This window comes from Glaesserella australis (assembly GCF_003260095.1).
Classification (GTDB): domain Bacteria; phylum Pseudomonadota; class Gammaproteobacteria; order Enterobacterales; family Pasteurellaceae; genus Glaesserella; species Glaesserella australis.
Map to the genome: position 1 here is coordinate 90952 of NZ_PTPX01000007.1, position 24224 is coordinate 115175.

Genomic DNA, 24224 nt, shown 5'->3' on the forward strand with positions numbered 1-24224 from the left:
TAAAAGAAAAGCTGCCCCTTTAGGCAGCTTAATGAAATTAGTAACGAATACCGCCAAATGAAGTATCATAGCTGTGATCGCCATCAAAGGTTGCAATACCAGCCGCTTCTTTTGCACCATCACCAAATAAGCCACCTTGATATGTTCCTTCTTGTAACAAAGTGCTCGCACGACCACTAAATTCTGTACCGTTTAACTGAGTTTGGTGTAACGTAATATCTTGCGCTCGACCATCTGAAAGTAGTGAAAACTCAACTTTTCCATCCACCGTTTTTTTGTCGAAATCCACATTTAATGTAGTTTTACCACCCTTACTTGGTTGCCCTGTTGTGCCACTTACCCAGTAAGCATCACCTAAATAAGTCGCAGTACCACTTGGCAAATTGGTTGCGGCTGTTCCTTGATAACGTACTTCTTTTACCGTCTTCGCATCGTTGATCCAAATTCCGTAGAAAGAATCGTTACTATTTTGACCATATAATTCGCCGTCCGTGGTTTTTGCACCAATATCGCCTTTAGCACTGTTATCTAAATCCACTTTTGTGTTATCTGGTGTCGTTGCGGTTCCACTACCACCTCTACCCCCACCACTACAAGCGGTTAAAAATCCAACTAAAATTGCAGAAAGAAGTAATTTTTTCATTTTCAGATCCCTATGATGAGTAGAAAGACAAGTTTTTACTTACTAATTATTAATAGATGAGTAAGTAAGATTGATTTTACTCACCTATTACTCTGTTTTCAAGCTTAAAAATCGACAAAATGTGAATAAACGAGTATTTAAGTAAAGGCAAAAAATGGCACAGCTATTGGCAGCAGCCACAGACAAGTTAATTGGGCAACGCATTCAACAAAAAAGGAAGGAATTTGGTTATTCGGCAGAAAAATTGTCGGAAAGTATCAATTTATCTCAGCAACAACTTTCTCGTTATGAACGTGGTGCGAGTAAAATTAATGTGAATCATCTGATTGATATTGCTATCTTTTTTAAAACACCGATCAGCTGGTTTTTTCAAGATTGCATTCCTGAAGAATTAATGGCAGGGGATTTAAAAGAAATAGAGCTTAATCAAAAATGGGATAATTTGTCCGTTGAACAAAAGCGGGCGTTTATTTATTTTTTGGAAACGTTGAGATAAATTTAAGAGCAAAAAACTGCGACATTTCTGTCGCAGTTTTATCTAATCTAATTCACTAAAGCAAATTACGCTTGACCTTTCACTTCTTTACGACCGTTGAAAGGTGCTGGTGTGCCAGCTGCTGCCAATGCTTCTTCGATACGAATTAATTGGTTGTATTTCGCAACACGGTCAGAACGGCTCATTGAACCAGTTTTGATTTGACCTGCTGCTGTACCTACCGCTAAGTCAGCGATAGTCGCATCTTCAGTTTCACCAGAACGGTGTGAAATCACAGCGGTGTAACCAGCATCTTTAGCCATTTTGATTGCTGCTAAAGTTTCAGTTAATGAACCAATTTGGTTGAACTTGATTAAGATTGAGTTTGCAATACCGTTTTCGATACCACGGCTTAAAATCTTAGTATTGGTTACGAATAAGTCGTCACCTACTAACTGTACTTTGTCGCCTAACACTTTAGTTTGGTATGCGAAACCTTCCCAGTCAGACTCATCTTGACCATCTTCGATAGACACGATTGGGTACTCTTTGCATAAGCCTTCAAGGTAGTGAGTGAACTCTTGAGAAGTGAAAGTTTTACCTTCGCCTTTCATATCGTACACGTTACGCTCTTTGTCGTAGAATTCAGAAGACGCACAGTCCATAGCTAAAGTTACATCTTTACCTAACACATAACCTGCTTTTTCTACTGCTTCTTTGATACACGCTAAAGCGTCTGCGTTAGACGCAAGATTTGGTGCGAAACCACCTTCGTCACCCACTGCAGTATTTAAGCCTTTCGCTTTTAATACTTTCGCAAGGTTGTGGAATACTTCTGCACCGATACGAAGTGCTTCTTTTAAGGTTGATGCACCTACTGGTTGAATCATAAATTCTTGGATATCAACGTTGTTGTCTGCGTGTTCACCACCGTTGATGATGTTCATCATTGGTAATGGCATAGAGTACACACCCGGTGTGCCGTTAAGTTCTGCAATGTGAGCATAAAGTGGTAAACCTTTAGACGCTGCAGCTGCTTTTGCGTTTGCTAAAGAGACCGCTAAAATTGCGTTTGCACCGAATTTAGATTTGTTGTCTGTACCATCTAAGTCGATCATAATTTGGTCGATTTCAGCTTGGTTAGACGCATCTTTACCAACGATTGCGTTAGCAATTTCGTTGTTTACTGCAGAAACAGCTTTTAACACGCCTTTACCTAAGAAACGTGATTTGTCGCCGTCACGTAATTCTAACGCTTCGCGTGAACCTGTTGATGCACCAGATGGAGCTGCTGCAAGACCAACGAAACCACCTTCAAGGTGAACCTCTGCTTCAACAGTTGGGTTACCACGTGAGTCAATGATTTCACGACCGATTACTTTAACGATTTTTGCCATTGTTAATATCCTCTATGAGAGTTAATAGTTAATGTTGAAAAAACTTGCATATAGTAAAGGGATTTTTCTGTTTTGTCTTGTAAAAAAGTGACATACATCACAGAAATTTACGGCTTATTTGATCGGACAAGGCATTTTATCTCGGAATACAAAAAGAAAAGGCAATATTTGAAAAATACTGCCTTCTTTGCAAATGTTCAGACAAATCGTACCGCTTATTTAAGCCCTTTCTGGATTAACTCCGCATAGCCGCCGTGATTAGTCACATTAGTATAGCCCAACTTTTTCAGCTCGATTAACGCCAACTCAGAACGTCTGCCTGAACGACAATACAAATGAATCGGTTCATCTTTATTTGGACTAATTTTAGCAATTTGCGTTGCAATCTCACCGTGTGAAACGTTCAACGCTCCTTGTAAATGTCCAGATTGATATTCTTCTGCACTGCGAACATCAATCCAAATACCTTGAGCTTTTTGAGATTGTGTTTGAGCTTTTGTTTGTTGAGCTATTGTCTGTTCAGCATAGACAGGTTGCCCACCCAATACAGCTCCTAAAAGTAAAGTTAGATAACTTAGCTTTTTCATTATTTTTGCTCGTCAATCGCTTCTAATGCTCTTAATGCGTAGGTATAAGCCGCACCGGCGTTTAAAGCAATCGCAGTAGCTAATGCCCCTGCGATTTCACTTTCCGTTGCACCAGCCTTCGCAGCTTTCTCTGCATGAACACTGATACAGCTTTCACAACGAGTGGTAATGGCTACGGCAATAGCAATTAGCTCGCGGGTCTTTTCATCTAAAGCTTCAGCAGCCGCCGCTTGATCTAAAGCGGCATAGGCTTGCAACATTTTTGGGTGTTTTTTGCCTAATTCGCCAAATGATTTTTTAACGTGAGCAGTATGTTCCGTCCAATTTTGAAATGACATAGAAATCTCCTGTAATCAGTAGGTTATATAAAGTATTCTAATTTTAACGTTTTCAAGTAGCGTCTGCCACGTTTTTTGTTTAAGATCAAAACGAAGAAATCCTTACTAAATAGAAATTATGTACCCTAACGAACTTCTGTGCTGTACCAATATCAGCAAATTTTACCAAGAGGGCGAAACGGCTACTCAGGTGTTAAAAAACGTCTCTTTTTCAATGAATACAGGGGAACTAGTGGCTATCGTCGGTAGCTCTGGTTCGGGCAAAAGTACTTTGTTACATACCCTTGGTGGTTTAGATCAACCAAGTGAAGGCGAGGTGTTTATCAAAGGGCAATCCTTACAAAAATTGAGCAACAACGCCCTTGCTAAACTTAGAAATCAACATCTCGGATTTGTTTATCAATTTCATCACTTAATGGCAGATTTTTCGGCGTTGGAAAATGTGATGATGCCGATGTTAATCGGGCAACAGAACAAAAGCGAAGCCAAAGATCGTGCTGAAAAAATGTTGCAAGCGGTCGGATTAGGGCATCGCATTACACATCGTCCGTCTGCCTTGTCGGGTGGTGAGCGTCAGCGTGTGGCGATAGCTCGTGCGTTGGTGAACAACCCTGCGTTAGTCCTTGCCGATGAACCAACGGGCAACCTTGACCAGAAAACCACTGAAAGCATTTTTGAGCTGATCCAACGTTTAAACCAAGAACAGCAGATCGCTTTTTTGCTCGTGACCCACGACCTAAACCTAGCTAATAAACTAAACCGCCGTTTGATTATGCAAGACGGCGTTTTGCGTGAGGGCAACTGATGAGTACGCCATTTTTTATTAGTTGGCGTTATCAGCGAGGCAAGCAGAAAAATCGCCTTGTGTCGCTGATTTCGCTTTTTTCTAGCATCGGTATTGCACTCGGTGTGGCGGTGTTGATTATCGGCTTGAGTGCGATGAACGGCTTTGAACGAGAGCTAAATCAACGTGTGCTGTCGGTGGTTCCCCACGCTGAAATTATGGCGTATAGCGAAAACAAATCGGCTACCATTCAACAGGGTGAAAAGCTGGAAACATTGGTAAAACAGAACCCAAATGTGACCGCTTTGTCGCCTTTTGTGAGCTTTACAGGGCTGATTGAAAACGGTACGCAACTTAAAATCGCACAGGTGAGAGGCATTGATCCCGATAAACAGGAACAGGTGAGCAAACTGGTTCAATTTATCCCTAGTGAGCAGTGGCAAGCCTTCAAACAAGAAGGCGGTTTAATTTTAGGGGCGGGGATTGCACGAGATTTAGACATTAGCGTTGGCGATGAAGTCACCTTGCTACTGCCACAACCTACAGACGACGGCAAATTGGCGCAGCCGTTGCGTTTTAGTTTAACGATAACAGGGATTTTACGCCTAGACGGACAGCTCGACCACAGCTACGCCCTAGTGCCGATTGCCAAAGCTCAAGAGTTATTGGAGCTCAAGCCGAGTGAGTACAGCGGTGTAGAACTGGCGGTAAAACAACCGTTTCAAGTAAGAAATCTTACCTTTCCTGAACTCGCTACATATCCACAACAACTTTATATGCAAACGTGGATCGATAAGTTTGGCTATATGTACAACGATATTCAGCTAATCCGCACTGTGATGTATATCGCCATGGTGCTGGTGATTGGAGTGGCTTGTTTTAATATCATTTCGACACTCATAATGGCAGTCAAAGATAAACAGGGCGATATCGCTATTCAGCGAACACTCGGGGCAAACAACCGCTTTATTCAGCAAATTTTCCTTTGGTACGGCTTGATTTCAGGAATGAAAGGGGCATTGTTCGGCGTGATTTTAGGCGTAATCACCGCCATAAATCTCACCTCTATCATCAAATGGTTTGAAGGCATCATTGGAATGAAACTACTCTCAGACGGCGTCTATTTTATTGACTTCCTACCAAGCGAAATTCACTGGCTTGATATTGTTTGGGTCTTGCTCGCTACGGTCGTATTAAGTTTAGTGGCAAGTTTATACCCTGCAATTCGAGCGTCAAAATTAGAACCGGCGAAAGTGTTGAGTGGGCATTAATGAAAACAAGCAATATTATATAGCAGTTGTTGCATAAGACTCGCAAGAACTGCTAGGAGATTATTATTTCTTATAACACTTACCAACTATTTTTATATAAAAAAATCCCTAGCAAAAGCTAGGGATTTTTTATTTTCTCGTAAATTATTCAGAAACTACGTTAATCGTAACAACTGCATTTACTTCAGCGTGTAAGTGTAATTTCACTTCGTGTTCGCCAGTAGTACGTAAAGCACCTTCTGATAAACGAACTTCAGCCTTAGTTACTGCAACGCCTGCTGCAGATACTGCTTCAGCGATATCACGTGCACCTACAGAACCGAATAAACGACCATCATCACCTGCTTTTGAAGTGATAACGATTGCTGCAAGGTTTGCAACTGCTGCTGCACGAGCTTGTGCTGCTGCTAATGCATCTGCTGCTTTCGCTTCTAATTCTGCACGACGAGCTTCGAAATGAGCAATGTTTGCTGCGGTTGCCATCACTGCTTTACCTTGTGGGATTAAGAAGTTACGAGCAAAACCTGCTTTAACAGTTACTTGGTCACCAACGGTACCAAGTTGAGCAACTTTGTCTAATAAAATAACTTGCATTGTACTCTTCCTCTCTAATTACTGATGGTTGTCAGTGTATGGAAGTAACGCAAGGTAGCGAGCGCGTTTGATTGCACGAGCTAATTGACGTTGATACTTCGCACGAGTACCTGTGATACGGCTTGGAACAATCTTGCCGCTTTCTGAAATATAGTTCTTTAATGTAGCGATATCTTTGTAATCGATTTCAACAACATTTTCCGCGGTGAAACGGCAGAACTTACGACGACGGAAATAACGTGCCATTTTGGCTTCTCCTAATCTATAAATTCAATCTGTTCGGTGTGCAAGACTAATTGATTTAAACCGTTATAGTCTTTGTGAGTATGGATAAAACCAGCTACTCGAACTTTGCCACCGACCTTCATTTGTTGGGTTATTAAACTAAATTGATTGCCTGCCAAAATCACTTGGATTTTGCACCACGCTTGGCGTTCTAAATTCACTTCTTTTTGGCTTGAACGATGTTCTAAATAAAAAGAGTAAGTTGGAATACCTATCGGGCTTAGGCTTTGTTTAATCGCTGTGGCAATCGTGCCGCTTAGGATTAAACAATTATCAATAGACGAATTACTCGTCTGCATCCTCAGCTTCAACTTCTACTAAAGCTTCTGGAGCTTTACGCTCATCTTTTGCTTTAAGCATTGGTGATGCTTCTGTTACCGCTGCTTTAGTGTGTAACACTAAGCTACGAAGAACAGCATCGTTGTAACGGAAGTTAGTTTCTAACTCATCGATTACGTTTTGTGGAGCTTCTACATTCATTAACACATAGTGTGCTTTGTGAAGTTTGTTGATTGGGTATGCTAATTGACGACGACCCCAATCTTCTAAGCGATGAACTTGACCGCCTGCTTCTTTAACAGAAGCGGTATAACGCTCGATCATACCAGGTACTTGTTCGCTTTGGTCCGGGTGAACCATAAAAACGATTTCGTAGTGACGCATTGTCGATCCTTACGGGTTAACAGCCTCCAAGATTGCCAGTCACCAGCGTTGGAAGCAAGGATTAAAAACGGATGTGACTGAAGATGCGTATTATACGGAGAAATAAAATTTATACAAGAAGAAAATAGACTAACAGTAATACGCGCTAAAATTTTTAGAAAATCCTACCATTTAATTTATGAAAATTGATAAAAATTTTCTATTTCACTTCTTAATTAAAAGCAGTATAAAAAACTAAATTAATAATAAATTTAGCGCAATATTCTTTTAAAGAGACAAAAAATGGCTTTTATATAAATTAACACAGATTTTAATACTAAACATAGTGTTGTTTTGTTTTTTTTAACATGATAATGTACAAGCTCTTTTTCGGATACCTTTGGATTTTTCAAAATGGCAGTACATACTTTAAGAAACGACCCACGTAAAGTGGCGATTGCAGCGATGATCGGCACTGCAATCGAATTTTTCGATTACTACATCTACGCCGCTGCTGCGGTATTGGTTTTTAATACACAATTCTTTAACAGCGATGACCCTGTTTCAAATGAATTGCTTTCTCTTTCAACTCTTGCGTTAGCGTTCTTCGCTCGCCCGATTGGTTCTGCACTTTTCGGACACTTTGGCGATAAAATCGGACGTAAAAAAACCCTTGTCGCTTCACTCTTATTAATGGGCGGCTCAACGGTCACTATCGGCTTACTTCCAAACTATGAAAGTATCGGTATTTGGGCGACCATTTTGCTCTGCGTATGTCGTATCGGACAAGGTATCGGCTTAGGTGGCGAATGGGGCGGTGCGGCGTTAGTTGCCACTGAAAATGCACCAGACGGCAAACGTGCTTGGTACGGTACATTCCCACAATTAGGTGCACCAATCGGCTTGTTCTTAGCCAACTCATCTTTCTTCTTAGTAAGCTACTTCTTTGGTGCAGATGCCCTTGTTGAATGGGCGTGGCGTATTCCGTTTATTTCATCTATCGTATTAGTTGCGGTTGGTTTATATGTTCGTTTAAGCTTACATGAAAGCCATGTATTCAAAGAAGCTGAAGCAAAAGGTAAAAAACACGCTGCACCTGTGAGTGAAGTATTTAAACATCACTTAAAACCATTGATTATCGGTACATTCATCATGACCGCAACTTATGTGTTGTTCTACATCATGACAGCCTTTGCCCAAATCTACTCAAAAAGTGCACCAACCCTTTCGCCAGCAGGTCACCCAATGGGGCTAGGTATTCCGTCAAATACCTTTACGGGCTTGCTCTTATTAAGCGCGATTATCTTTGGTATTTTTGTGAGTATTTCAGGGATCTATGCAGATAAAATTGGTCGCCGTAAATGGTTGATTTATGTTACTACAGGTATCGGTATTTTCGGTTTATTAATGCCATTCTTCTTACAAAATGGCACGCCAATGACGGTATTTGCGTTCCTTGTTGTTGGTATGATTTTTATGGGAATGACCTTCGGTCCAATGGCAGCATTATTGCCTGAATTGTTCCCAACAGAAGTGCGTTACTCAGGTGCGTCCCTTGCGTATAACTTTGCTTCTATTGTCGGTGCAACTATTGCAGCCACCTTTGCGATTAAAATCAATGCTGCTTATGGATTGATTGGCGTGGGCGTGTACCTTGCTATCAATGCGGTCATCACCTTAATTGCACTCTTTGCATCTAAAGAAACCAAAAACTTAGATTTAACGGAAGTGTAAACTTAAATATTTCCCTTAAGCCCTATTTTCTCTAGAATAGGGCTTTTTTATTGTGTTGGGAAAATATGCGTAACATTCTACTTTCGCTACTTTTTGTATTCTTGAGCTTTTCACTAAACGCTGCACCACTTCGCCATTTGCAGTGCAAAGTCATTGGTATTTCTGATGGCGACACGCTAACTTGCCTTTATAACCGAACCCAGCTAAAAGTCCGCTTACAACATATTGATGCGCCAGAATCAGCCCAAGCTTTTGGTAATAAAGCCAAACAGTCCCTTGCGGTTCTTGCTTTTAAAAAAAACATAACACTAGAAATTTCAGGTTATGACAAATATCAGCGTTTACTTGCAGTGGCTTATGATCTACAAGGCAATAACATCAATTTACGCCAAGTTCAGCAAGGTATGGCTTGGGCATATAGACAAACACAGCCGATCTATGAACAAGCACAAGCTATCGCTAAACAACAACATATCGGCTTGTGGCAAGATAAACATCCAATCAATCCTGCCGATTGGAGAGCGATCAAGCGGTCAGATTCCGATAAAAATTTGCAAAATTTTCCACAAAACCGACCGCTTGTAACCATGAACTGCAATGTCAAATTAAGTTGTAATAAAATAGCGGATTATGAAACTGCAAAACGTTATTTTCAGCAATGTGGTTGGAAAGAACTGGACGGAAATAACGACGGCATTCCTTGTAACAAACTTTATCGAAAGGAACAAAAACGATGATTAACCATGAATTTCGCGCCCATTTTCCTTTTTTTACAGAAAATCCTGAATGGCGTTATTTAGACTCAGCGGCAACCACTTTAAAGCCACAAGTGTTAATCGACAGTAGCGTGAATTTTTACCGCTCTTCTGGCTCTGTTCATCGTAGCCAATATGATTTTGCCCAAACGCAACGCTATGAATTAGCCCGAGAGCTTGTCGCCAAACGCTTTAATGTGGAAAGTAAAAATGCGGTTATTTGGACAAGCGGCACAACACACTCACTCAATCTTGTCGCAAATGGTTTGGCTGAAAATATTCAAGCGGGTGATGAAATTGTGATTTCGGTAGCTGAACATCATGCTAACTTTATTCCATGGCAACAGCTGGCTGAACGTAAGCAAGCCAAGCTCATCGTTTTACCGCTTAACGACGATTATCAGCTTGATACAAAAACGCTACAAAATGCGTTATCTGAACGGACGAAAATTGTGGCGTTTAATCTCGTGTCTAATGTGAGCGGAGTGCGCCAGCCTGTAGAAGCGTTAATTCCGTTGGTTCGCCAATATTGTTCGGCTAAAATTGTGCTTGATATTGCCCAAGCTGTTTGTTCGGAGCAGGTTGATGTCCAAAAACTTGATGCTGATTTTTATGCATTTTCTGCCCATAAAATGTATGGTCCAACAGGCGTTGGCGTTTTAATGGGAAAGCTTGAAAGCCTTGAGCAACTTCGCCCGCTGTTCTTTGGCGGTAAAATGCTACAAGATATTACCGAGCAACAGCTCACATTGGCTGAATTGCCTTATCGCTTAGAAGCAGGTACGCCAAATATTGCAGGGATTATTGCCTTTGGTGAAGTATTAGCATGGCTTGAAAAATGGGATTTTTCCGCATTAAACCAATCGCTTTATCAGCTTACAGAGTATGCTCGTAAGCGGTTACTTTCTTATAAGAATTTGCAAATTTTGGCAAAAAACAGTAAAAGCCCCACGATCAGTTTTATTTTTAACAATCAACATCATGCGGATGTCGCTACGATTTTAACTGAACAAAACATTGCGCTACGCAGTGGCGAGCATTGTGCTAAACCTTATTTACGTTACTTAGATAAGCAAGGAACACTCCGCATTTCTTTGGCACATTACAATACATTGCAAGATTTGGATGGCTTTTTTCAAGCGCTCGATTTTGCATTAGATATTTTGGAAAATTAATCTCTATTTAGATCAAAAAAACGTAAATTTCCTTATTTTTCGCTAGAACGTAAAGGCGTTATAAGGTAATCTGCGCATCGTTTTTCAATTTATTTAAAAAATTTAATTATTTCGTTATAGGTATTTAATATGGTAAAAAAAATCGCAGTTTTAACGAGTGGTGGTGATGCACCTGGTATGAATGCCGCAATTCGTGGTGTAGTTCGAGCAGGTTTAAGCGAAGGATTTGAAGTTTATGGTATCCAAGATGGTTACTATGGCTTATATCATGACCGTATCATTAAGCTTGAACGCCGTTCAGTTTCTGAAGTGATCAATCGTGGTGGTACATTTTTAGGTTCTGCCCGTTTCCCTGAATTTAAAAATCCTGAAGTTCGCGCAAAATGCGTTGAAACATTAAGAAAATATGAAATCGATGCATTAGTCGTAATCGGTGGTGATGGCTCTTATATGGGCGCTAAATTATTGACCGAAGAGCATGGTATCGCATGTATTGGTTTACCTGGCACGATTGATAACGATGTGGCTGGAACAGATTACACAATCGGCTTCCAAACTGCACTTGAAACTGCCTTAGAAGCAATTGACCGCTTACGTGATACTTCAACTTCTCACCAACGAATTTCTATCGTTGAGATCATGGGACGTCACTGTGGTGATTTAACCTTAAGCGCAGCATTAGCAGGTGGTTGTGAATATATTGTTATCCCTGAGAAAGGCTTTGATAAAGAGTCTCTTATGCGTAATATTGAAGATGGATTTAATAAAGGTAAACGCCACGCGATCATTGCAATTACTGAATTAATGACAGATGTTCACCAACTTGCTAAAGAAATTGAAGAGCGCTTTGGTCACGAAACACGCGCAGCAGTATTAGGTCATACTCAACGTGGTGGTGCACCTTGTGCGTTTGACCGCATTCTTGCATCGCGTATGGGCGTTTATGCGGTTGAATTATTAAAACAAGGCTATGGTGGTCGTTGTGTTGGTATTCAAAATGAGAAATTAGTACACCACGACATTATCGATGCAATTACTAATATGCGTCGTCCATTCAAAGAAGAACTCTTTGAGACATCTCGTAAATTGTTCTAGAAAGCAAAAACGCCGATAAAAATCGGCGTTTTTTCTATGTGGAAAAAGCTATTTTAGTTGTTCTTCAATGATTCCACCACCTAAGCAAACTTCTCCTTGATAGAATACGGCGGATTGCCCTGGGGTCACGGCAATTTGTGGTTCATCAAAAATGACACGAATCGTTTCATCATTAATCGGTTCAATCACACAATTAATATCTGCTTGACGATAGCGAGTCTTCACCGTACAGCGTAGTGGTTCTCGGATCGGCTGGCGATCAACCCAGTGAAGTTGGCTAGCAATCAGACCGCTTGAAAGTAACGCAGAATTATCTTGCCCCTGTGCCACAATCAGAACATTATTCACGAGATCTTTTTCTACCACATACCACGCATTCTCGTTTGCCCCTTTAACACCACCGATGCCTAAGCCTTTACGTTGTCCAAGAGTATGATACATTAAACCATCGTGGCGACCGATCACTTGTCCATCAACCGTTTTAATTTCACCTGCTTGTGCAGGAAGATAGCGAGCCAAGAAATCTTTGAATTTACGTTCACCGATAAAACAAATTCCTGTTGAGTCTTTTTTCTTTGCAGTCGCCAAGCCAAGATCTTCGGCAATTGCTCGTACAACTGGCTTTTCAATATCACCTACAGGGAACAGGCTTTGAGCAACTTGTTGTTCGCTTAAGGTATAAAGGAAGTAGCTCTGATCTTTATTGCTGTCTAAACCACGTAATAACTTTGGCTGTTCATTGAGTGGTGGACGGCGGACATAATGTCCTGTAGCAATAAAATCAGCTCCTAAATCTTCGGCAGCATACTCCAAAAAGGCTTTAAATTTAATTTCTTTGTTGCACAAAATATCCGGGTTTGGCGTGCGCCCTGCTTTATATTCAGCAAGAAAATGTTCAAAGACGTTATCCCAGTACTCTGCCGCAAAGTTGATTTTATGCAGTTTAATGCCTAATTTATCGCACACCGCCTGAGCATCCGCCAAGTCTGCCGCTGCCGTACAATAATCGGTATCATCATCTTCTTCCCAATTCTTCATAAACAAGCCTTCGACTTGATAGCCTTGTTGTTGAAGAATAAAGGCAGAAACGGAAGAATCCACTCCTCCAGACATACCACAGATGACCTTCTTCTTACTATTTTCAGCAAGCTGTTCTGATGTTAATGTCGGAAAATGTTGTTGGTAAGTTTTTGAAATCATCATTTATTTCACTTCGTAAAACTGCGCTGATTTTTTCGCAAATTTTTCTTCATATTCAGCTTTTGCTGCTTCATCACCCGCATCCAATTTCTTTTGTAAATTGTCACAAGGCTCATCACAGTCACAAGCTTTCTTCATACCTAAAGCGGTAATACCACCACAACTTCCTTTCAATGTTTTTCCTTTAACGATAAAACCAATTGACATTAAAAAAATAATGGCAACTAAGAAGCCAAAAGTCAGTAAAATCGTTTCCATTTTTTATCCTATTGTTGATTAATTAATTTTTCAAAGGCACTCGACATTTTAGTATCAAAGCCTTCACCATTTCTGATGATTAAGAAAATAGCTAAATTCTCACGTTCCGCAATTTCTAACGCTCTCTCTGCACCGAGTACATATAATCCTGTTGAGAGCCCATCAGCGGTCATTGTTGATGGAGCAAAAACAGTTATTGATGCTAAATTATGAGTAATAGGGCGCAACGTTTTTGGATCAATAATATGAGAAAGGCGATTGCCTTTTTCATCTTCAAAGTAGTTGCGGTAATTACCTGATGTTGCCATACCTAAATTGTGTAAAGGAACCGTGATTTGACTTGCACTACCTTGAACCAATTCAGGTCTCTCAATTGCAATACGCCAAGGCTTTCCTTGCAGATTATTACCTTTACCACGTAATTCACCACCAATTTCAACTAGATAGTGTTGTAAACCCAATTGTTCAAGGTATTCAGATAATTTATCTACACCAAATCCTTTAGCAATAGAAGAGAGATCTAAATAGAGCATTGGATCTTTCTTTACTAATAATCCTTTACTATTTTTATTCTCTCTATTGTCTAAAGTAACAGAAATCTTTTCAATCCCTATAGATTTAGCCTTCTCTGCAATTTGTTCTGCTGTTGGTTCCTTATTCAATCGTTTATCTGGACCAAATCCCCAAAGATTTACAAGTGGACCAACAGTAACATCTAAAGCTCCATCCGTTACTTTATTTAAACGAATCGTTTCTTCAACAACAATAGCAAAGTCTCTTGAAATAGAAAATGGAACATCCGTTTGTCGAGAATTATTAAATTCTGTAATCTGTGAGTTTTTCTGATAAGTAGACATTTCATTATTTACCATTTTCAATAATGATTCTATCTGTTGCTGAACTTCTTCTGGTGAAACAAGATTATCAACACTACCATCATCAATATACTTAATATGATAGGTTGTCCCCATTGTTTTCCCTTCAAAGGCAATTTGCTGTGGTTCTTTATTACATGCTGATAATGTAATAGCTAATACTCCTGATATTAACCACATTAGTAACGTTTTGATTTTCATACATTCTCCCAAAACAGATAATTAATAATGGAAAATGGACAAGATATGACATCCCTGTCCATTTTCCATTACTCATTTTTACAAGCGGTCACTTTTTCAAAGTTTTCTGTTTTATTTCGCAGTTACACATATCTAGAGTAGAGATTAAATCCCTTTACGATTACTTTTAAGTTTGTGCAACTACTACATAATATCAAAATTTTTTGCAAAATCTGACCGCTTGCATGACTAGTGATTAACCACCGAAATCATCTAATAAGATGTTTTCATCTTCTACACCAAGATCTTTTAACATCTTGATCACAGAAGCATTCATAATTGGTGGACCACACATATAGTATTCACAATCTTCTGGTGCTTCGTGATCTTTTAAGTAGTTTTCATAAAGCACGTTGTGAATAAAGCCAGTGTAACCGTCCCAGTTATCGCCTGGTTGTGGATCAGAAAGTGCCACATACCATTTGAAGTTGTCGTTCTCTGCTTGTAAGCCGTCGAAATCTTCTACATAGAACATTTCACGTTTAGAACGAGCACCATACCAGAAGGTCATTTTACGTTTAGATTTCAGACGTTTTAACTGGTCGAAAATGTGTGAACGCATTGGTGCCATACCTGCACCACCACCGATGAAGACCATTTCTGCATCAGTATCTTTAGCGAAGAACTCACCAAATGGACCAGAAATTGTGACTTTATCACCTGGTTTGAGTGACCAAATATATGAAGACATTTGACCTGGTGGTACATCTGGATTATTTGGTGGCGGAGTTGCAATACGCACGTTAAGCATAATAATGCCTTTCTCTTCTGGATATGAAGCCATTGAGTACGCACGGATAATTGGCTCGTCCACTTTAGACACATAACGCCATAGGTTAAATTTGTTCCAGTCTTCGTGATATTCTTCGTCGATTAACGCTTTGTAATCTTCATATCTCACAGTGTGAGCAGGTGCTTCGATCTGAATATAGCCACCTGCACGGAATGGTACTTCTTCGCCTTCTGGAATTTGAAGTTTAAGCTCTTTGATGAAGGTTGCTTTGTTATCATTAGAGATAACAGTACATTCCCATTTTTTCACACCAAAGATCTCTTCTGGAAGCTCCACTTCCATACTGCTTTTCACATTAACTTGACACGCTAGACGATAACCTTCTTTTGCTTCACGTTTTGTGATGTGTGAAAGCTCAGTTGGAAGAATCTCGCCACCACCGCTTTTTACTTTAACGATACATTGACCACAAGAGCCACCACCGCCACACGCAGATGAAACGAAGATACCTTTACTTGCTAAAGCACCAAGTAATTTACCGCCAGCTGGCAAGGTAATTGCTTTTTCTGGATCATCATTGATAGAAATCGTGATGTCACCTGAGTCCACTAATTTTGATTTAGCTACAAGGATAAGTACTGCAAGCACTAATACAAGGGCAGTAAATACCACGATACCGAAAATAAAATTATCCATTCGATACGCTCCTTATAATTGAATGCCTGAGAAAGACATAAAGCCAAGTGCCATTAAGCCTGCGGTGATAAAGGTAATACCTAAACCTTTTAAGCCAGCAGGTACGTCAGAGTATTTCATTTTTTCTGTAATACCAGCTAATGCCACAATTGCCAACATCCAGCCTGTACCTGCACCGATACCATATACCACAGATTCAGCGAAGTTATATTCGCGTTGAACCATAAATGATACCGCACCAAAGATTGCACAGTTTACGGTAATAAGTGGTAAGAAGATACCTAATGCACTATATAGTGCAGGGAAAAACTTATCCAAAATCATTTCGAGAATTTGCACTAGTGCAGCGATAACACCGATAAAGGTGATAAAGTTAAGGAAAGTTAAATCAACCCCTTCCACTAATGCACCATCTTTTAAGATGTTCTCGTAAACAATTTGGTTAGCTGGAACTGCAATACCTAGTACAACGATTACCGCAATACCTAAACCAAATGCTGTTGAAACTTTCTTAGATACCGCAAGGAATGTACACATACCAAGGAAGAAAGAAAGTGCCATATTTTCAATAAATATGGACTTAACAAATAGACTTAAATAATGTTCCATCTTATTTCTCCACTTGCTCTGGTTTCCAAGTTCTTAAGCCCCAAATTAAGAAGCCGATGATGAAGAACGCACTTGGTGCAAGTAGGAATAAACCATTTGCTTGATACCAACCGCCATCTTGAACAGTTTGGAATACCGTCATACCAAAGAGTTTACCTGAACCGATTAACTCACGAATGAAGGCAACAATCACAAGGATTGCACCGTAGCCTAAACCGTTACCGATACCATCAACAAAACTTTCTACTGGGCCAGATTTCATTGCAAAGGCTTCCGCGCGTCCCATTACGATACAGTTAGTAATAATCAAACCAACAAATACCGAGAGCTGTTTAGAAAGATCGTAAGCATAAGCACGCAATAACTGATCCACGAGAATTACAAGCGATGCGATAATCGCCATTTGTACAATGATACGAATACTATTTGGGATATAGTTACGAATCATCGCAATGAACATACTTGAAAAGCCTGTTACAAAGCTTACTGCAATACCCATTACCACCGCAGTTTCTAGCTTGGTTGTTACCGCTAGTGCAGAACAGATACCTAGAATTTGCAATGCAATCGGGTTGTTATTCACAACAGGTGATAACAAGAGATCTTTAAGTTTATTGCTTGCCATTAGTTAGTCCCCGCTTTTAATTTCGCTAAATATGGACCAAAGCCGTTCGCACCAAACCAGTATTTGAATGAACCATCAACACCGTTAGAGGTGAGTGTTGCACCTGATAAGCCATCAATACCGTGATCTTTATCAGCTGAAGCACCTTTTGCAATGCGAATTGCAGATTCACCCTGAGCATTTTGTAATTTTTTGCCCACGAAGTTTTGTTGCCAACGTTTGTTTTCAATTTCACCACCAAGTCCCGGTGTTTCACCGTGTTCGTAGTAAGTGATACCTTTGATTGTATTGCCATCTGGCTCAACAGAGACAAAGCCATACATTACAGACCATAAACCTGTTCCGTAGAATGGGAGTACGATTTGATTTACTTGTCCATTTGTATCTTTTACAAGGTAAATTTCTGCATATTTTGCACGAACTTTGATACCTGCTTTATCATCTGCTGGATTGATAGCGATACTTTGAGCTGGATCTTTTGCAGCTGCTTTTGCATCAAAATTCGCTACGCCTTCAACATAATCACCTGTGGCAAGATCAACGATTTTAGATTCGATGTTTTTCACATAAATATCTTTAATTTCGCTTTTCTTCGTGCCTTCAGGTAATAAACCAGCAACACTTAAAATGTTTTTCTGTTTATCAAGGGCTTTTTGTTCTTCCTGTGCCGATTTTAACAACACCGCAGAACCTGCCACGATAAGAGAACAGATTAAACTTAATAAAACCACGACGGTAAGTGTTCCGCCAATGCTATCTTTATTAAACTTAGCCATTGCGTGCCTTCCTACGTTTGATGTTAGCCTGAACCACGAAGTAGTCGAAGATTGGAGCAAACAAGTTAGCAAATAAAATCGCTAACATCATACCTTCTGGGTACGCTGGGTTTGCCACACGAATAATCACACACATCACCCCGATTAAGATACCGTACCACCATTTACCTTTATTGGTAAAGGCTGCAGATACAGGGTCGGTTGCCATAAAGAACATACCGATTGCGAAACCACCTAACACTAAGTGCCAGTGCCACGGCATAGAGAATAATGGGTTAGTATCTGAACCGATTAGGTTGAATACCGTTGCCATTGATGCCATACCGATCATTACACCAGCAATGATTCGCCAAGACGCAATGCGAGCAAATACAATAATCGCAGCACCGATCATTAATGCGACAGTTGATACTTCACCGATAGAACCAGGAATGTTACCTAAGAATGCGTCCATCCAAGTAATAGTCTCGCCTGTTGCAACGTGTTTAAGTGCAGCTTGACCGCCGACTGCCCATTGAGAAAGTGCTGTTGCACCTGAGAAGCCATCTGCTGCAGTCCAAACTAAATCACCCGAAATTTGTGCTGGGTATGCGAAGAATAAGAACGCACGACCTGCTAACGCTGGGTTCATAAAGTTTTTACCTACACCACCAAAGACTTCTTTTGCAACTACAACACCAAAGGTTGTTGCTAATGCTGCTTGCCATAATGGTAATGTTGGCGGAACGATTAATGCTAAAAGGATAGAAGTAACGAAGAAACCTTCATTGATTTCATGTTTACGCACCATTGCGAATAGCACTTCCCAGAAACCACCTACTGCAAAGATGGTTAAGTAGATTGGTAGGAAGAAAATCGCACCGATTAACATTTTGCCAAATACGCCAGCATCTTGTGATAACACGCCAAATGCATTTGCTAATGCAAAGTGCCAGTCATTTGCCACGTTTTGAGCTACGTTTTGGGTAAAGTCACCCACGCCTAATGCAAGGATTGATTGAGCACCCACGTTATACATACCGTAGAACATTGCTGGGAACAATGCCAACCACACGATTAACATCATACGTTTAGAGTCAATCGCATCACGAACGTGAGCATCTTTTTGAGTTACTGTACCTGGACTATAGAAAATAGTATAAGCTGCTTCAAACAGAATATACCATTTCTCATACTTTCCACCTTTCTGGAAAGCAGGTTCCATTTTATGAAAAAGATCTTTTAAAGCCATTTGATTAACCTTCCTTCTCGATCTTATCTAACGCTGCACGCAACATTGGTGCATAGTTGTTTTTACCTGGGCAGACAAAGGTACATAACGCTAAGTCTTCTTCATCTAACTCTAAACAGCCTAGTGCTTGAGCAGAATCAGTATCACCCGACGCTAAGTCGCGTAACAACAATGTTGGTAAAATATCTAACGGCATTACACGCTCATAAGAGCCGATTGGCACCATTGCACGCTCACTACCATTAACCGCTGTGGTAAAGTTAAACAATTTCCTACTAAACGCACCTAACACAGTACGAGTAATAGAGAATTTGTGTGAATATGGGGCAATCATACCTAAGAACTCTTGCTCACGCCCTTCTGCAATCACAGAAACTTGTAATGCGTAACGACCTAAATAATCGTGAACACCAACTGCTTTCGCACCGCTTAACACAGAGCCTGAAATCACACGGTTTTCACCCTCTGCTAGTTCACCTGCAGTTAATTGAGAAAGGTTTGCACCAAGTTGTGTACGCACTAAGCGAGGTTGTTTCACCTGTGGACCTGCTAAAGAAATCACACGACCTGTGTATAACTCACCTGTCGTAAATAATTTACCGATAGCAATCACATCTTGATAGTTCAAATACCATACACTTTTCGTCGCAGATACAGGATCGATAAAGTGGATATGTGTACCACTTAAACCTGCTGGGTGAGGACCTGCAAAAGATGTTACTTTTACATTTGCCACTTCAGCGATTGGTGTATTGCTGTCTGGCGCACGGCAGAGATGAATCGTTTTTTGACCTTCAAATAAACGACTTAATACTGTTAAGCCATCAACGAAATCCTGTTTATATTCGTTTAAAATCACTTCAGGATCCGCTGCTAATGGATTGGTATCCATTGCATTAACAAAGATAGAAGAAGGAACTGCATCTAATGCAGGTACTTTACTGAATGGACGAGTACGGAACGCTGTCCACAAACCTGAGTTAACCAAATTCTGCTTAACTTGCTCTGCAGTTAATGATGAAAGCGCTTGAGCATCATAACGAGCAAAAGTTTCTTGCTCACTACCTTCGACTTTAATCACGACAGATTGAAGAACACGTTTTTCACCGCGGTTAATTGCAACAATCGTACCGCTTGCAGGAGCAGTGAATACTACGCCAGCGTTCTTTTTGTCTTCAAAAAGCACTTGACCTTTTTTCACCACATCACCTTCACGCACCTTCATTGAAGGGCGCATACCCACATATTCTTCGCCAAGCACAGCAACTTCACTAACGGTATTGCCGTTATGGATTACTTGCTCAGGTTTCCCAGCAATAGGAAGATCTAAGCCTTGTTTAATTGTAATCATATTGTTTGCACTACTAGTTGGGTTAAAAGAATGACTGCAGAAACTGCAATCGCTATATTGAGGCGTAGCTACATCAAATATAAACGTTGAATTCCCCCACTTACATTTGACCACTACATTAAGTTCTCAAATCGAGTTTTATCTTGGATTATTCAAGATAAAAGAAACATGGCATTCTACCCGAAAAAGCCCCTTTATTGCTAGTTTAAGCACATTTTTTTAACATTTACCCCATAAAAACTTGAACCAAATCAAATTTGAATATTTTTTCTGCTTATTTTTTACTTAATCATAGAATCTATCGTTCATTTTCTCACCTTTTATTAACATTCTATATTCAAGCAAATTTGATGCTAGTCAAAAAATCAGGATAGGGATAGAATAGCTACATTACTCACAATTTGAATATGACTAAAAAATGAACATTACTATTTCAGATGCGGCACAGAGCCATTTCCGCAGATTGCTTGATCAGCAAGAAGAAGGCACAAACATCCGTATTTTCGTCGTTAATCCCGGTACACCAAACGCTGAATGTGGCGTTTCTTATTGCCCGCCAAACGCTGTAGAAGAAACGGATACCGAAATCAAATTTGCGCAATTCTCTGCTTTTATTGATGATGTGAGCTTACCATTCTTAGATGAAGCTGAAATTGACTACGTAACCGACCCAATGGGTTCTCAACTTACCTTAAAAGCACCAAATGCAAAAATGCGAAAAGTGGCAGATGATGCGCCCTTTATTGAGCGTTTGGACTATGTGATTCAAACTCAAGTCAATCCACAACTGGCAAGCCATGGCGGACGTGTCACGTTAATTGAAGTGACGGAAGACAAATATGCGGTGCTACAATTTGGCGGTGGCTGTAACGGTTGCTCTATGGTGGATGTCACCTTAAAAGAAGGGATCGAAAAACAACTTCTTGCCCAATTCCCTGATGAATTAGTCGGCGTAAAAGATGTGACCGAGCACCAACACGGCGAACACTCTTACTACTAATTTTCTTTTCTATAAGCGGTCAGATTCGGCAAAAATTTTGCAAATTTTATGTCAGATCTGACCGCTTTTTTACACCTATTTTCTCCACAACACTTCCTTTTTTCATTTTTTTAACATAAAAATCTTGAACAAAAACTTATTGCGAATTATTATCAATAACATAAATTCAAGTTGGAGATTAAAATGAAATTCGCAAAAAAACTACTTTCAATTTGTTCTATTCTCACTCTGTTTCAGGTTCAAGCCAATGCACAAGAGCGTATTGTGAGCATTGGCGGCGATGTGACTGAAATTATTTATGCATTAGATTCACAACAATATCTCGTTGGTAGAGACAGCACGAGCATGATCCCAAAAGAAGTCAATGCCTTGCCTGATGTGGGTTATATGCGTCAGCTCAATGCAGAAGGGATCTTGGCGTTAAAACCAACGAAAGTCATTACCAGCGAAGTGGCGCAGCCGTCTATCGTGCTTGAGCAGTTGAAATCTGCAGGTATCAAAGTAGATACCATTCCGTTCAAATACAACGCCGAAAGCGTGTTGGAGAAAATTCAAAAAGTCGGAGAAAGCCTTGGTAAACCAACACAAGCGGTCACTTTAGCGCAAAAATTTACCAATGAACTTCATGCCGTTCCGAATTCACCGCTCGATGTGCGTATTCTGTTTGTGCTAAATCGTGCAGGAGCCAATCAAACCGTGGCGGGTAAAGATACCGTTGCCGATGAAGCGATTAAATTAATCGGCGCAAAAAATGCGATGGGTAGCCATGTTCGCTTTGTGCCGATTTCACAAGAAGGCGTCATTTCCGCCAATCCTGATTTAATTGTGATGACCCATTTAGGCGTGAAAGGCTTAGGTTCAATAGACAAAGTTTGGGATCTCCCTGGTATTGCCCACACCAATGCAGGTAAAAACAAGCAGCTTGTGATTGTGGACGATATTGCCTTTATGTCCTTTGGGCTAACTACGCCAAAAGCCTTATTAGCTCTTCGTCAAGCAGCTGAACAGGTGAAAAAATAATGGTAAACCGCCCTGTTTGGTTAATTGGCACGCTGATTTTACTCTGCCTTACGGTTCTAATTACGTCCAATATCGGCGCATTATCGCTCACTTGGCAAGATCTTTGGCAGAGCCAAATTCATGAAAGCCAGTGGCAAATTTGGCTCAATATCCGTTTGCCGAGAATTTTATTGGCGATGATCGTCGGCTTGGCACTGGCTTTATCAGGCACTTTATTCCAAGGGCTATTTCATAATCCGATGGCAGATCCCGCACTAATCGGCGTAAACAGTGGCGCAGCACTTGCCGTAGGGTTATCTATCTTAATCCCGAGTTTATTACCCAAAGAATTTGCCCTTTACAGCACTATGGTTGCTGCCTTTATCGGCAGTGTCATCGTTTCAAGTTTAATTTACGCCTTGAGCTATCGCTCACAGGCTTCGGTGAATAAATTATTACTGGCTGGAATTGCCGTTAATGCCTTGTGCTTTGCTGCCGTGGGTGTTTTGACCTATTTAAGCAACGATCAACAGCTACGCCAGTTCAGCCTTTGGACCATGGGAAGCCTTGGACAGGCACAGTGGAAGCCTGTCCTTGTTGCAACATTGGTCATTTTACCGACCGCTTGTTACTCGCTATTACTGGCAAAACAGTTGAATTTACTACAGCTTGGCGATGAAGAAGCGCACTATTTGGGCGTTAACGTGATTCGTTTAAAAAAGCAACTGATTCTACTCGGGGCGTTATTGGTGGGAGCTGCCGTGGCAGTCAGCGGGGCGATTGGTTTTATCGGTTTAGTCATTCCGCACCTTGTCCGCTTTAAATTAGGCGCAGATCATCGTTGGGTTCTGCCTGCATCTGCCTTATGTGGCGCTATTTTATTGCTGATTGCCGACACTATCGCCCGAACCATTATTGCCCCTGCCGAACTACCTGTCGGTATGCTGACCAGTTTAATTGGCGCACCTTATTTTCTCTGGTTAGTGATTCGTTACAAGGAAGAGAACCGATGATTTGCAAAAAATTGACTGAATCTGACCGCTTGTTACACGTCAAAAACTTGAGCTACCGCTTGCAACAACAGACGATTTTACACGATCTCAATTTTGCGATTCCACAAGGCAAGCTCACGGTGTTAATTGGTCCGAACGGTGCAGGGAAATCGACGTTATTACGCATTTTGTCAGGCTACTTAAAAGCAGAACAAGGGCAATGCGAGTTTCATCAAAAGCCGATTCAGCACTACTCTGCTACAGAGTTGGCTCATCAGCGAGCGGTTATGCGACAACATAGCCAACTTAACTTCCCTTTTTCTGTAGAAGATGTCATTCGCATGGGGGGCTATCACCGCCGTAAGCAAGAAGTGGAACAGTGGCTTGAAACGGTTATCACGCTCACCGATTGCCAATCGCTACGCCAAAAAGCCTATCGCCAACTGTCAGGCGGTGAACAGCAACGCACGCAACTGGCGAGAGCCTTATTACAACTTTGGTCTGCGGATATGCAAGGTAAGCTCCTTTTTCTTGATGAGCCGACATCTGCGTTTGATCTCTATCATCAGCAACACTGTTTACGTTTGATGAAACAGCTTTGCGATGAAAAAAGGCTGACCGTGTTTTGTATTTTGCACGATCTTAACCTTGCGTCCCTTTATGGCGATCACATTCTGCTGTTGGCAGAAAAACAGATTCAAGCGCAAGGCACCCCCCATGAAGTGCTGACCGAAACGCAAATTCAACGGTGGTATAAGGCAGAAATTAAGACCCTGCCCCACTACGCAACCCAAACCCCACAGTTTCAATTTTGTTACTAAAACGTGGTTATAGACGAAGGTTACAAACACATTTAAGCATAAT

The 24224-nt window shown here is 40.7% G+C and carries 27 protein-coding genes and 1 pseudogene; 11 read left to right on the plus strand and 17 right to left on the minus strand.

Features of this window, described 5'->3' with window-relative positions; all coding sequences use genetic code 11:
- Positions 1-37: 37 nt before the first annotated feature.
- A complete protein-coding gene (locus tag C5N92_RS03725) occupies positions 38-643 on the minus strand; it encodes a transferrin-binding protein-like solute binding protein (RefSeq protein ID WP_111749521.1) in 606 nt (201 codons plus the stop codon).
- Between the two features lie 154 nt (positions 644-797).
- Here C5N92_RS03725 and C5N92_RS03730 point away from each other — a divergent pair, with 154 nt between their 5' ends.
- Complete coding sequence (locus tag C5N92_RS03730) at positions 798-1139, plus strand: helix-turn-helix domain-containing protein (protein WP_111749522.1); 342 nt, start codon at positions 798-800, stop codon at positions 1137-1139.
- Between the two features lie 65 nt (positions 1140-1204).
- Here C5N92_RS03730 and eno read toward each other — a convergent pair whose 3' ends face one another.
- The 3 genes from eno to C5N92_RS03745 form a co-directional block, all read right to left on the minus strand.
- Positions 1205-2515, minus strand: coding sequence for a phosphopyruvate hydratase (gene eno, locus C5N92_RS03735; protein WP_111749523.1), 1311 nt, complete (start codon positions 2513-2515; stop codon positions 1205-1207).
- A 215-nt stretch (positions 2516-2730) separates the two neighbouring features.
- Positions 2731-3102: a rhodanese-like domain-containing protein gene (locus C5N92_RS03740; RefSeq protein ID WP_111749524.1), complete on the minus strand. Its 372-nt coding sequence runs from the start codon at positions 3100-3102 to the stop codon at positions 2731-2733.
- Complete coding sequence (locus C5N92_RS03745) at positions 3102-3440, minus strand: carboxymuconolactone decarboxylase family protein (protein WP_111749525.1); 339 nt, start codon at positions 3438-3440, stop codon at positions 3102-3104. The genes C5N92_RS03740 and C5N92_RS03745 overlap by 1 nt, the downstream gene beginning before the upstream one ends.
- Positions 3441-3558: 118 nt before the next feature.
- On the opposite strand from C5N92_RS03745, the gene lolD reads away from it, so the two are divergent.
- Positions 3559-4245 carry a lipoprotein-releasing ABC transporter ATP-binding protein LolD gene (lolD, locus tag C5N92_RS03750; protein ID WP_111749526.1) on the plus strand — a complete coding sequence of 229 codons (687 nt, stop codon included), beginning with the start codon at positions 3559-3561 and terminating at the stop codon, positions 4243-4245.
- Positions 4245-5495, plus strand: a complete 1251-nt coding sequence (gene lolE / locus C5N92_RS03755; protein ID WP_111749527.1) for a lipoprotein-releasing ABC transporter permease subunit LolE — start codon at positions 4245-4247, stop codon at positions 5493-5495. The genes lolD and lolE overlap by 1 nt, the downstream gene beginning before the upstream one ends.
- Before the next feature lie 144 nt (positions 5496-5639).
- Here the strand turns inward: lolE and rplI are convergent, their stop codons facing one another.
- The 4 genes and pseudogenes from rplI to rpsF form a co-directional block, all read right to left on the minus strand.
- Complete coding sequence (gene rplI, locus C5N92_RS03760) at positions 5640-6089, minus strand: 50S ribosomal protein L9 (protein ID WP_111749528.1); 450 nt, start codon at positions 6087-6089, stop codon at positions 5640-5642.
- Positions 6090-6107: 18 nt separating this feature from the next.
- Entirely contained in the window at positions 6108-6335 is a 228-nt protein-coding gene (gene rpsR / locus C5N92_RS03765) for a 30S ribosomal protein S18 (protein ID WP_005598105.1), read from the minus strand.
- A pseudogene (gene priB, locus C5N92_RS03770) lies at positions 6310-6673 on the minus strand (primosomal replication protein N). Before priB ends, rpsR begins: the two are co-directional and overlap by 26 nt.
- Positions 6660-7037: a 30S ribosomal protein S6 gene (gene rpsF / locus C5N92_RS03775; RefSeq protein ID WP_035492165.1), complete on the minus strand. Its 378-nt coding sequence runs from the start codon at positions 7035-7037 to the stop codon at positions 6660-6662. Before rpsF ends, priB begins: the two are co-directional and overlap by 14 nt.
- 393 nt (positions 7038-7430) lie before the next feature.
- Between rpsF and C5N92_RS03780 the strand changes: the two genes are divergently transcribed.
- From C5N92_RS03780 to pfkA, 4 genes are all read left to right on the plus strand, one after another.
- Positions 7431-8750 (plus strand): MFS transporter, encoded by a 1320-nt coding sequence (locus C5N92_RS03780; protein ID WP_111749530.1) that lies wholly within the window; start codon positions 7431-7433, stop codon positions 8748-8750.
- Between the two features lie 65 nt (positions 8751-8815).
- Positions 8816-9487, plus strand: coding sequence for a thermonuclease family protein (locus C5N92_RS03785; RefSeq protein WP_111749531.1), 672 nt, complete (start codon positions 8816-8818; stop codon positions 9485-9487).
- Positions 9484-10680: an aminotransferase class V-fold PLP-dependent enzyme gene (locus tag C5N92_RS03790; protein ID WP_111749532.1), complete on the plus strand. Its 1197-nt coding sequence runs from the start codon at positions 9484-9486 to the stop codon at positions 10678-10680. The genes C5N92_RS03785 and C5N92_RS03790 overlap by 4 nt, the downstream gene beginning before the upstream one ends.
- A gap of 129 nt (positions 10681-10809) precedes the next feature.
- Positions 10810-11775: a 6-phosphofructokinase gene (gene pfkA / locus C5N92_RS03795; RefSeq protein ID WP_111749533.1), complete on the plus strand. Its 966-nt coding sequence runs from the start codon at positions 10810-10812 to the stop codon at positions 11773-11775.
- 48 nt (positions 11776-11823) lie between these two features.
- Here pfkA and mnmA read toward each other — a convergent pair whose 3' ends face one another.
- The 9 genes from mnmA to C5N92_RS03840 form a co-directional block, all read right to left on the minus strand.
- Positions 11824-12975, minus strand: a complete 1152-nt coding sequence (gene mnmA / locus C5N92_RS03800) for a tRNA 2-thiouridine(34) synthase MnmA (protein ID WP_111749622.1) — start codon at positions 12973-12975, stop codon at positions 11824-11826.
- Positions 12976-12978: 3 nt separating this feature from the next.
- Entirely contained in the window at positions 12979-13233 is a 255-nt protein-coding gene (nqrM, locus tag C5N92_RS03805) for a (Na+)-NQR maturation NqrM (protein WP_111749534.1), read from the minus strand.
- A gap of 8 nt (positions 13234-13241) precedes the next feature.
- Positions 13242-14309, minus strand: a complete 1068-nt coding sequence (locus C5N92_RS03810; RefSeq protein ID WP_111749535.1) for an FAD:protein FMN transferase — start codon at positions 14307-14309, stop codon at positions 13242-13244.
- A gap of 235 nt (positions 14310-14544) precedes the next feature.
- Positions 14545-15777: an NADH:ubiquinone reductase (Na(+)-transporting) subunit F gene (nqrF, locus tag C5N92_RS03815; RefSeq protein ID WP_111749536.1), complete on the minus strand. Its 1233-nt coding sequence runs from the start codon at positions 15775-15777 to the stop codon at positions 14545-14547.
- A gap of 12 nt (positions 15778-15789) precedes the next feature.
- Entirely contained in the window at positions 15790-16386 is a 597-nt protein-coding gene (nqrE, locus tag C5N92_RS03820; protein ID WP_111749537.1) for an NADH:ubiquinone reductase (Na(+)-transporting) subunit E, read from the minus strand.
- Between the two features lies 1 nt (position 16387).
- Complete coding sequence (locus C5N92_RS03825; protein ID WP_010786252.1) at positions 16388-17011, minus strand: NADH:ubiquinone reductase (Na(+)-transporting) subunit D; 624 nt, start codon at positions 17009-17011, stop codon at positions 16388-16390.
- On the minus strand, positions 17011-17787 hold the full coding sequence (locus C5N92_RS03830) for a Na(+)-translocating NADH-quinone reductase subunit C (RefSeq protein WP_111749538.1): 777 nt from the start codon (positions 17785-17787) through the stop codon (positions 17011-17013). The genes C5N92_RS03825 and C5N92_RS03830 overlap by 1 nt, the downstream gene beginning before the upstream one ends.
- Positions 17780-19018, minus strand: a complete 1239-nt coding sequence (locus C5N92_RS03835; protein WP_111749539.1) for an NADH:ubiquinone reductase (Na(+)-transporting) subunit B — start codon at positions 19016-19018, stop codon at positions 17780-17782. The genes C5N92_RS03830 and C5N92_RS03835 overlap by 8 nt, the downstream gene beginning before the upstream one ends.
- A 4-nt stretch (positions 19019-19022) precedes the next feature.
- The gene (locus C5N92_RS03840; RefSeq protein WP_111749540.1) at positions 19023-20369 is read right to left on the minus strand and encodes a Na(+)-translocating NADH-quinone reductase subunit A; all 1347 of its coding nucleotides are present in this window, start codon (positions 20367-20369) and stop codon (positions 19023-19025) included.
- A gap of 418 nt (positions 20370-20787) precedes the next feature.
- On the opposite strand from C5N92_RS03840, the gene nfuA reads away from it, so the two are divergent.
- The 4 genes from nfuA (at position 20788) to C5N92_RS03860 (ending at position 24181) form a co-directional block, all read left to right on the plus strand.
- Entirely contained in the window at positions 20788-21369 is a 582-nt protein-coding gene (nfuA, locus tag C5N92_RS03845; protein ID WP_111749541.1) for a Fe-S biogenesis protein NfuA, read from the plus strand.
- A 183-nt stretch (positions 21370-21552) separates the two neighbouring features.
- Positions 21553-22389 carry a heme/hemin ABC transporter substrate-binding protein gene (locus C5N92_RS03850; RefSeq protein ID WP_111749542.1) on the plus strand — a complete coding sequence of 279 codons (837 nt, stop codon included), beginning with the start codon at positions 21553-21555 and terminating at the stop codon, positions 22387-22389.
- Positions 22389-23381 (plus strand): FecCD family ABC transporter permease, encoded by a 993-nt coding sequence (locus tag C5N92_RS03855; RefSeq protein WP_111749543.1) that lies wholly within the window; start codon positions 22389-22391, stop codon positions 23379-23381. Before C5N92_RS03850 ends, C5N92_RS03855 begins: the two co-directional genes overlap by 1 nt.
- Entirely contained in the window at positions 23378-24181 is an 804-nt protein-coding gene (locus C5N92_RS03860; RefSeq protein ID WP_111749544.1) for a heme ABC transporter ATP-binding protein, read from the plus strand. Before C5N92_RS03855 ends, C5N92_RS03860 begins: the two co-directional genes overlap by 4 nt.
- Positions 24182-24224 lie beyond the last annotated feature (43 nt).

Excerpts from the sequence above, each read along its gene's own strand:
- C5N92_RS03725 (WP_111749521.1), bottom strand. The coding sequence starts at position 643 with ATGAAAAAATTACTTCTTTCTGCAATTTTAGTTGGATTTTTAACCGCT.
- C5N92_RS03730 (WP_111749522.1), top strand. The coding sequence starts at position 798 with ATGGCACAGCTATTGGCAGCAGCCACAGACAAGTTAATTGGGCAACGC.
- eno (WP_111749523.1), bottom strand. The coding sequence starts at position 2,515 with ATGGCAAAAATCGTTAAAGTAATCGGTCGTGAAATCATTGACTCACGT.
- C5N92_RS03740 (WP_111749524.1), bottom strand. The coding sequence starts at position 3,102 with ATGAAAAAGCTAAGTTATCTAACTTTACTTTTAGGAGCTGTATTGGGT.
- C5N92_RS03745 (WP_111749525.1), bottom strand. The coding sequence starts at position 3,440 with ATGTCATTTCAAAATTGGACGGAACATACTGCTCACGTTAAAAAATCA.
- lolD (WP_111749526.1), top strand. The coding sequence starts at position 3,559 with ATGTACCCTAACGAACTTCTGTGCTGTACCAATATCAGCAAATTTTAC.
- lolE (WP_111749527.1), top strand. The coding sequence starts at position 4,245 with ATGAGTACGCCATTTTTTATTAGTTGGCGTTATCAGCGAGGCAAGCAG.
- rplI (WP_111749528.1), bottom strand. The coding sequence starts at position 6,089 with ATGCAAGTTATTTTATTAGACAAAGTTGCTCAACTTGGTACCGTTGGT.
- rpsR (WP_005598105.1), bottom strand. The coding sequence starts at position 6,335 with ATGGCACGTTATTTCCGTCGTCGTAAGTTCTGCCGTTTCACCGCGGAA.
- rpsF (WP_035492165.1), bottom strand. The coding sequence starts at position 7,037 with ATGCGTCACTACGAAATCGTTTTTATGGTTCACCCGGACCAAAGCGAA.
- C5N92_RS03780 (WP_111749530.1), top strand. The coding sequence starts at position 7,431 with ATGGCAGTACATACTTTAAGAAACGACCCACGTAAAGTGGCGATTGCA.
- C5N92_RS03785 (WP_111749531.1), top strand. The coding sequence starts at position 8,816 with ATGCGTAACATTCTACTTTCGCTACTTTTTGTATTCTTGAGCTTTTCA.
- C5N92_RS03790 (WP_111749532.1), top strand. The coding sequence starts at position 9,484 with ATGATTAACCATGAATTTCGCGCCCATTTTCCTTTTTTTACAGAAAAT.
- pfkA (WP_111749533.1), top strand. The coding sequence starts at position 10,810 with ATGGTAAAAAAAATCGCAGTTTTAACGAGTGGTGGTGATGCACCTGGT.
- mnmA (WP_111749622.1), bottom strand. The coding sequence starts at position 12,975 with ATGATTTCAAAAACTTACCAACAACATTTTCCGACATTAACATCAGAA.
- nqrM (WP_111749534.1), bottom strand. The coding sequence starts at position 13,233 with ATGGAAACGATTTTACTGACTTTTGGCTTCTTAGTTGCCATTATTTTT.
- C5N92_RS03810 (WP_111749535.1), bottom strand. The coding sequence starts at position 14,309 with ATGAAAATCAAAACGTTACTAATGTGGTTAATATCAGGAGTATTAGCT.
- nqrF (WP_111749536.1), bottom strand. The coding sequence starts at position 15,777 with ATGGATAATTTTATTTTCGGTATCGTGGTATTTACTGCCCTTGTATTA.
- nqrE (WP_111749537.1), bottom strand. The coding sequence starts at position 16,386 with ATGGAACATTATTTAAGTCTATTTGTTAAGTCCATATTTATTGAAAAT.
- C5N92_RS03825 (WP_010786252.1), bottom strand. The coding sequence starts at position 17,011 with ATGGCAAGCAATAAACTTAAAGATCTCTTGTTATCACCTGTTGTGAAT.
- C5N92_RS03830 (WP_111749538.1), bottom strand. The coding sequence starts at position 17,787 with ATGGCTAAGTTTAATAAAGATAGCATTGGCGGAACACTTACCGTCGTG.
- C5N92_RS03835 (WP_111749539.1), bottom strand. The coding sequence starts at position 19,018 with ATGGCTTTAAAAGATCTTTTTCATAAAATGGAACCTGCTTTCCAGAAA.
- C5N92_RS03840 (WP_111749540.1), bottom strand. The coding sequence starts at position 20,369 with ATGATTACAATTAAACAAGGCTTAGATCTTCCTATTGCTGGGAAACCT.
- nfuA (WP_111749541.1), top strand. The coding sequence starts at position 20,788 with ATGAACATTACTATTTCAGATGCGGCACAGAGCCATTTCCGCAGATTG.
- C5N92_RS03850 (WP_111749542.1), top strand. The coding sequence starts at position 21,553 with ATGAAATTCGCAAAAAAACTACTTTCAATTTGTTCTATTCTCACTCTG.
- C5N92_RS03855 (WP_111749543.1), top strand. The coding sequence starts at position 22,389 with ATGGTAAACCGCCCTGTTTGGTTAATTGGCACGCTGATTTTACTCTGC.
- C5N92_RS03860 (WP_111749544.1), top strand. The coding sequence starts at position 23,378 with ATGATTTGCAAAAAATTGACTGAATCTGACCGCTTGTTACACGTCAAA.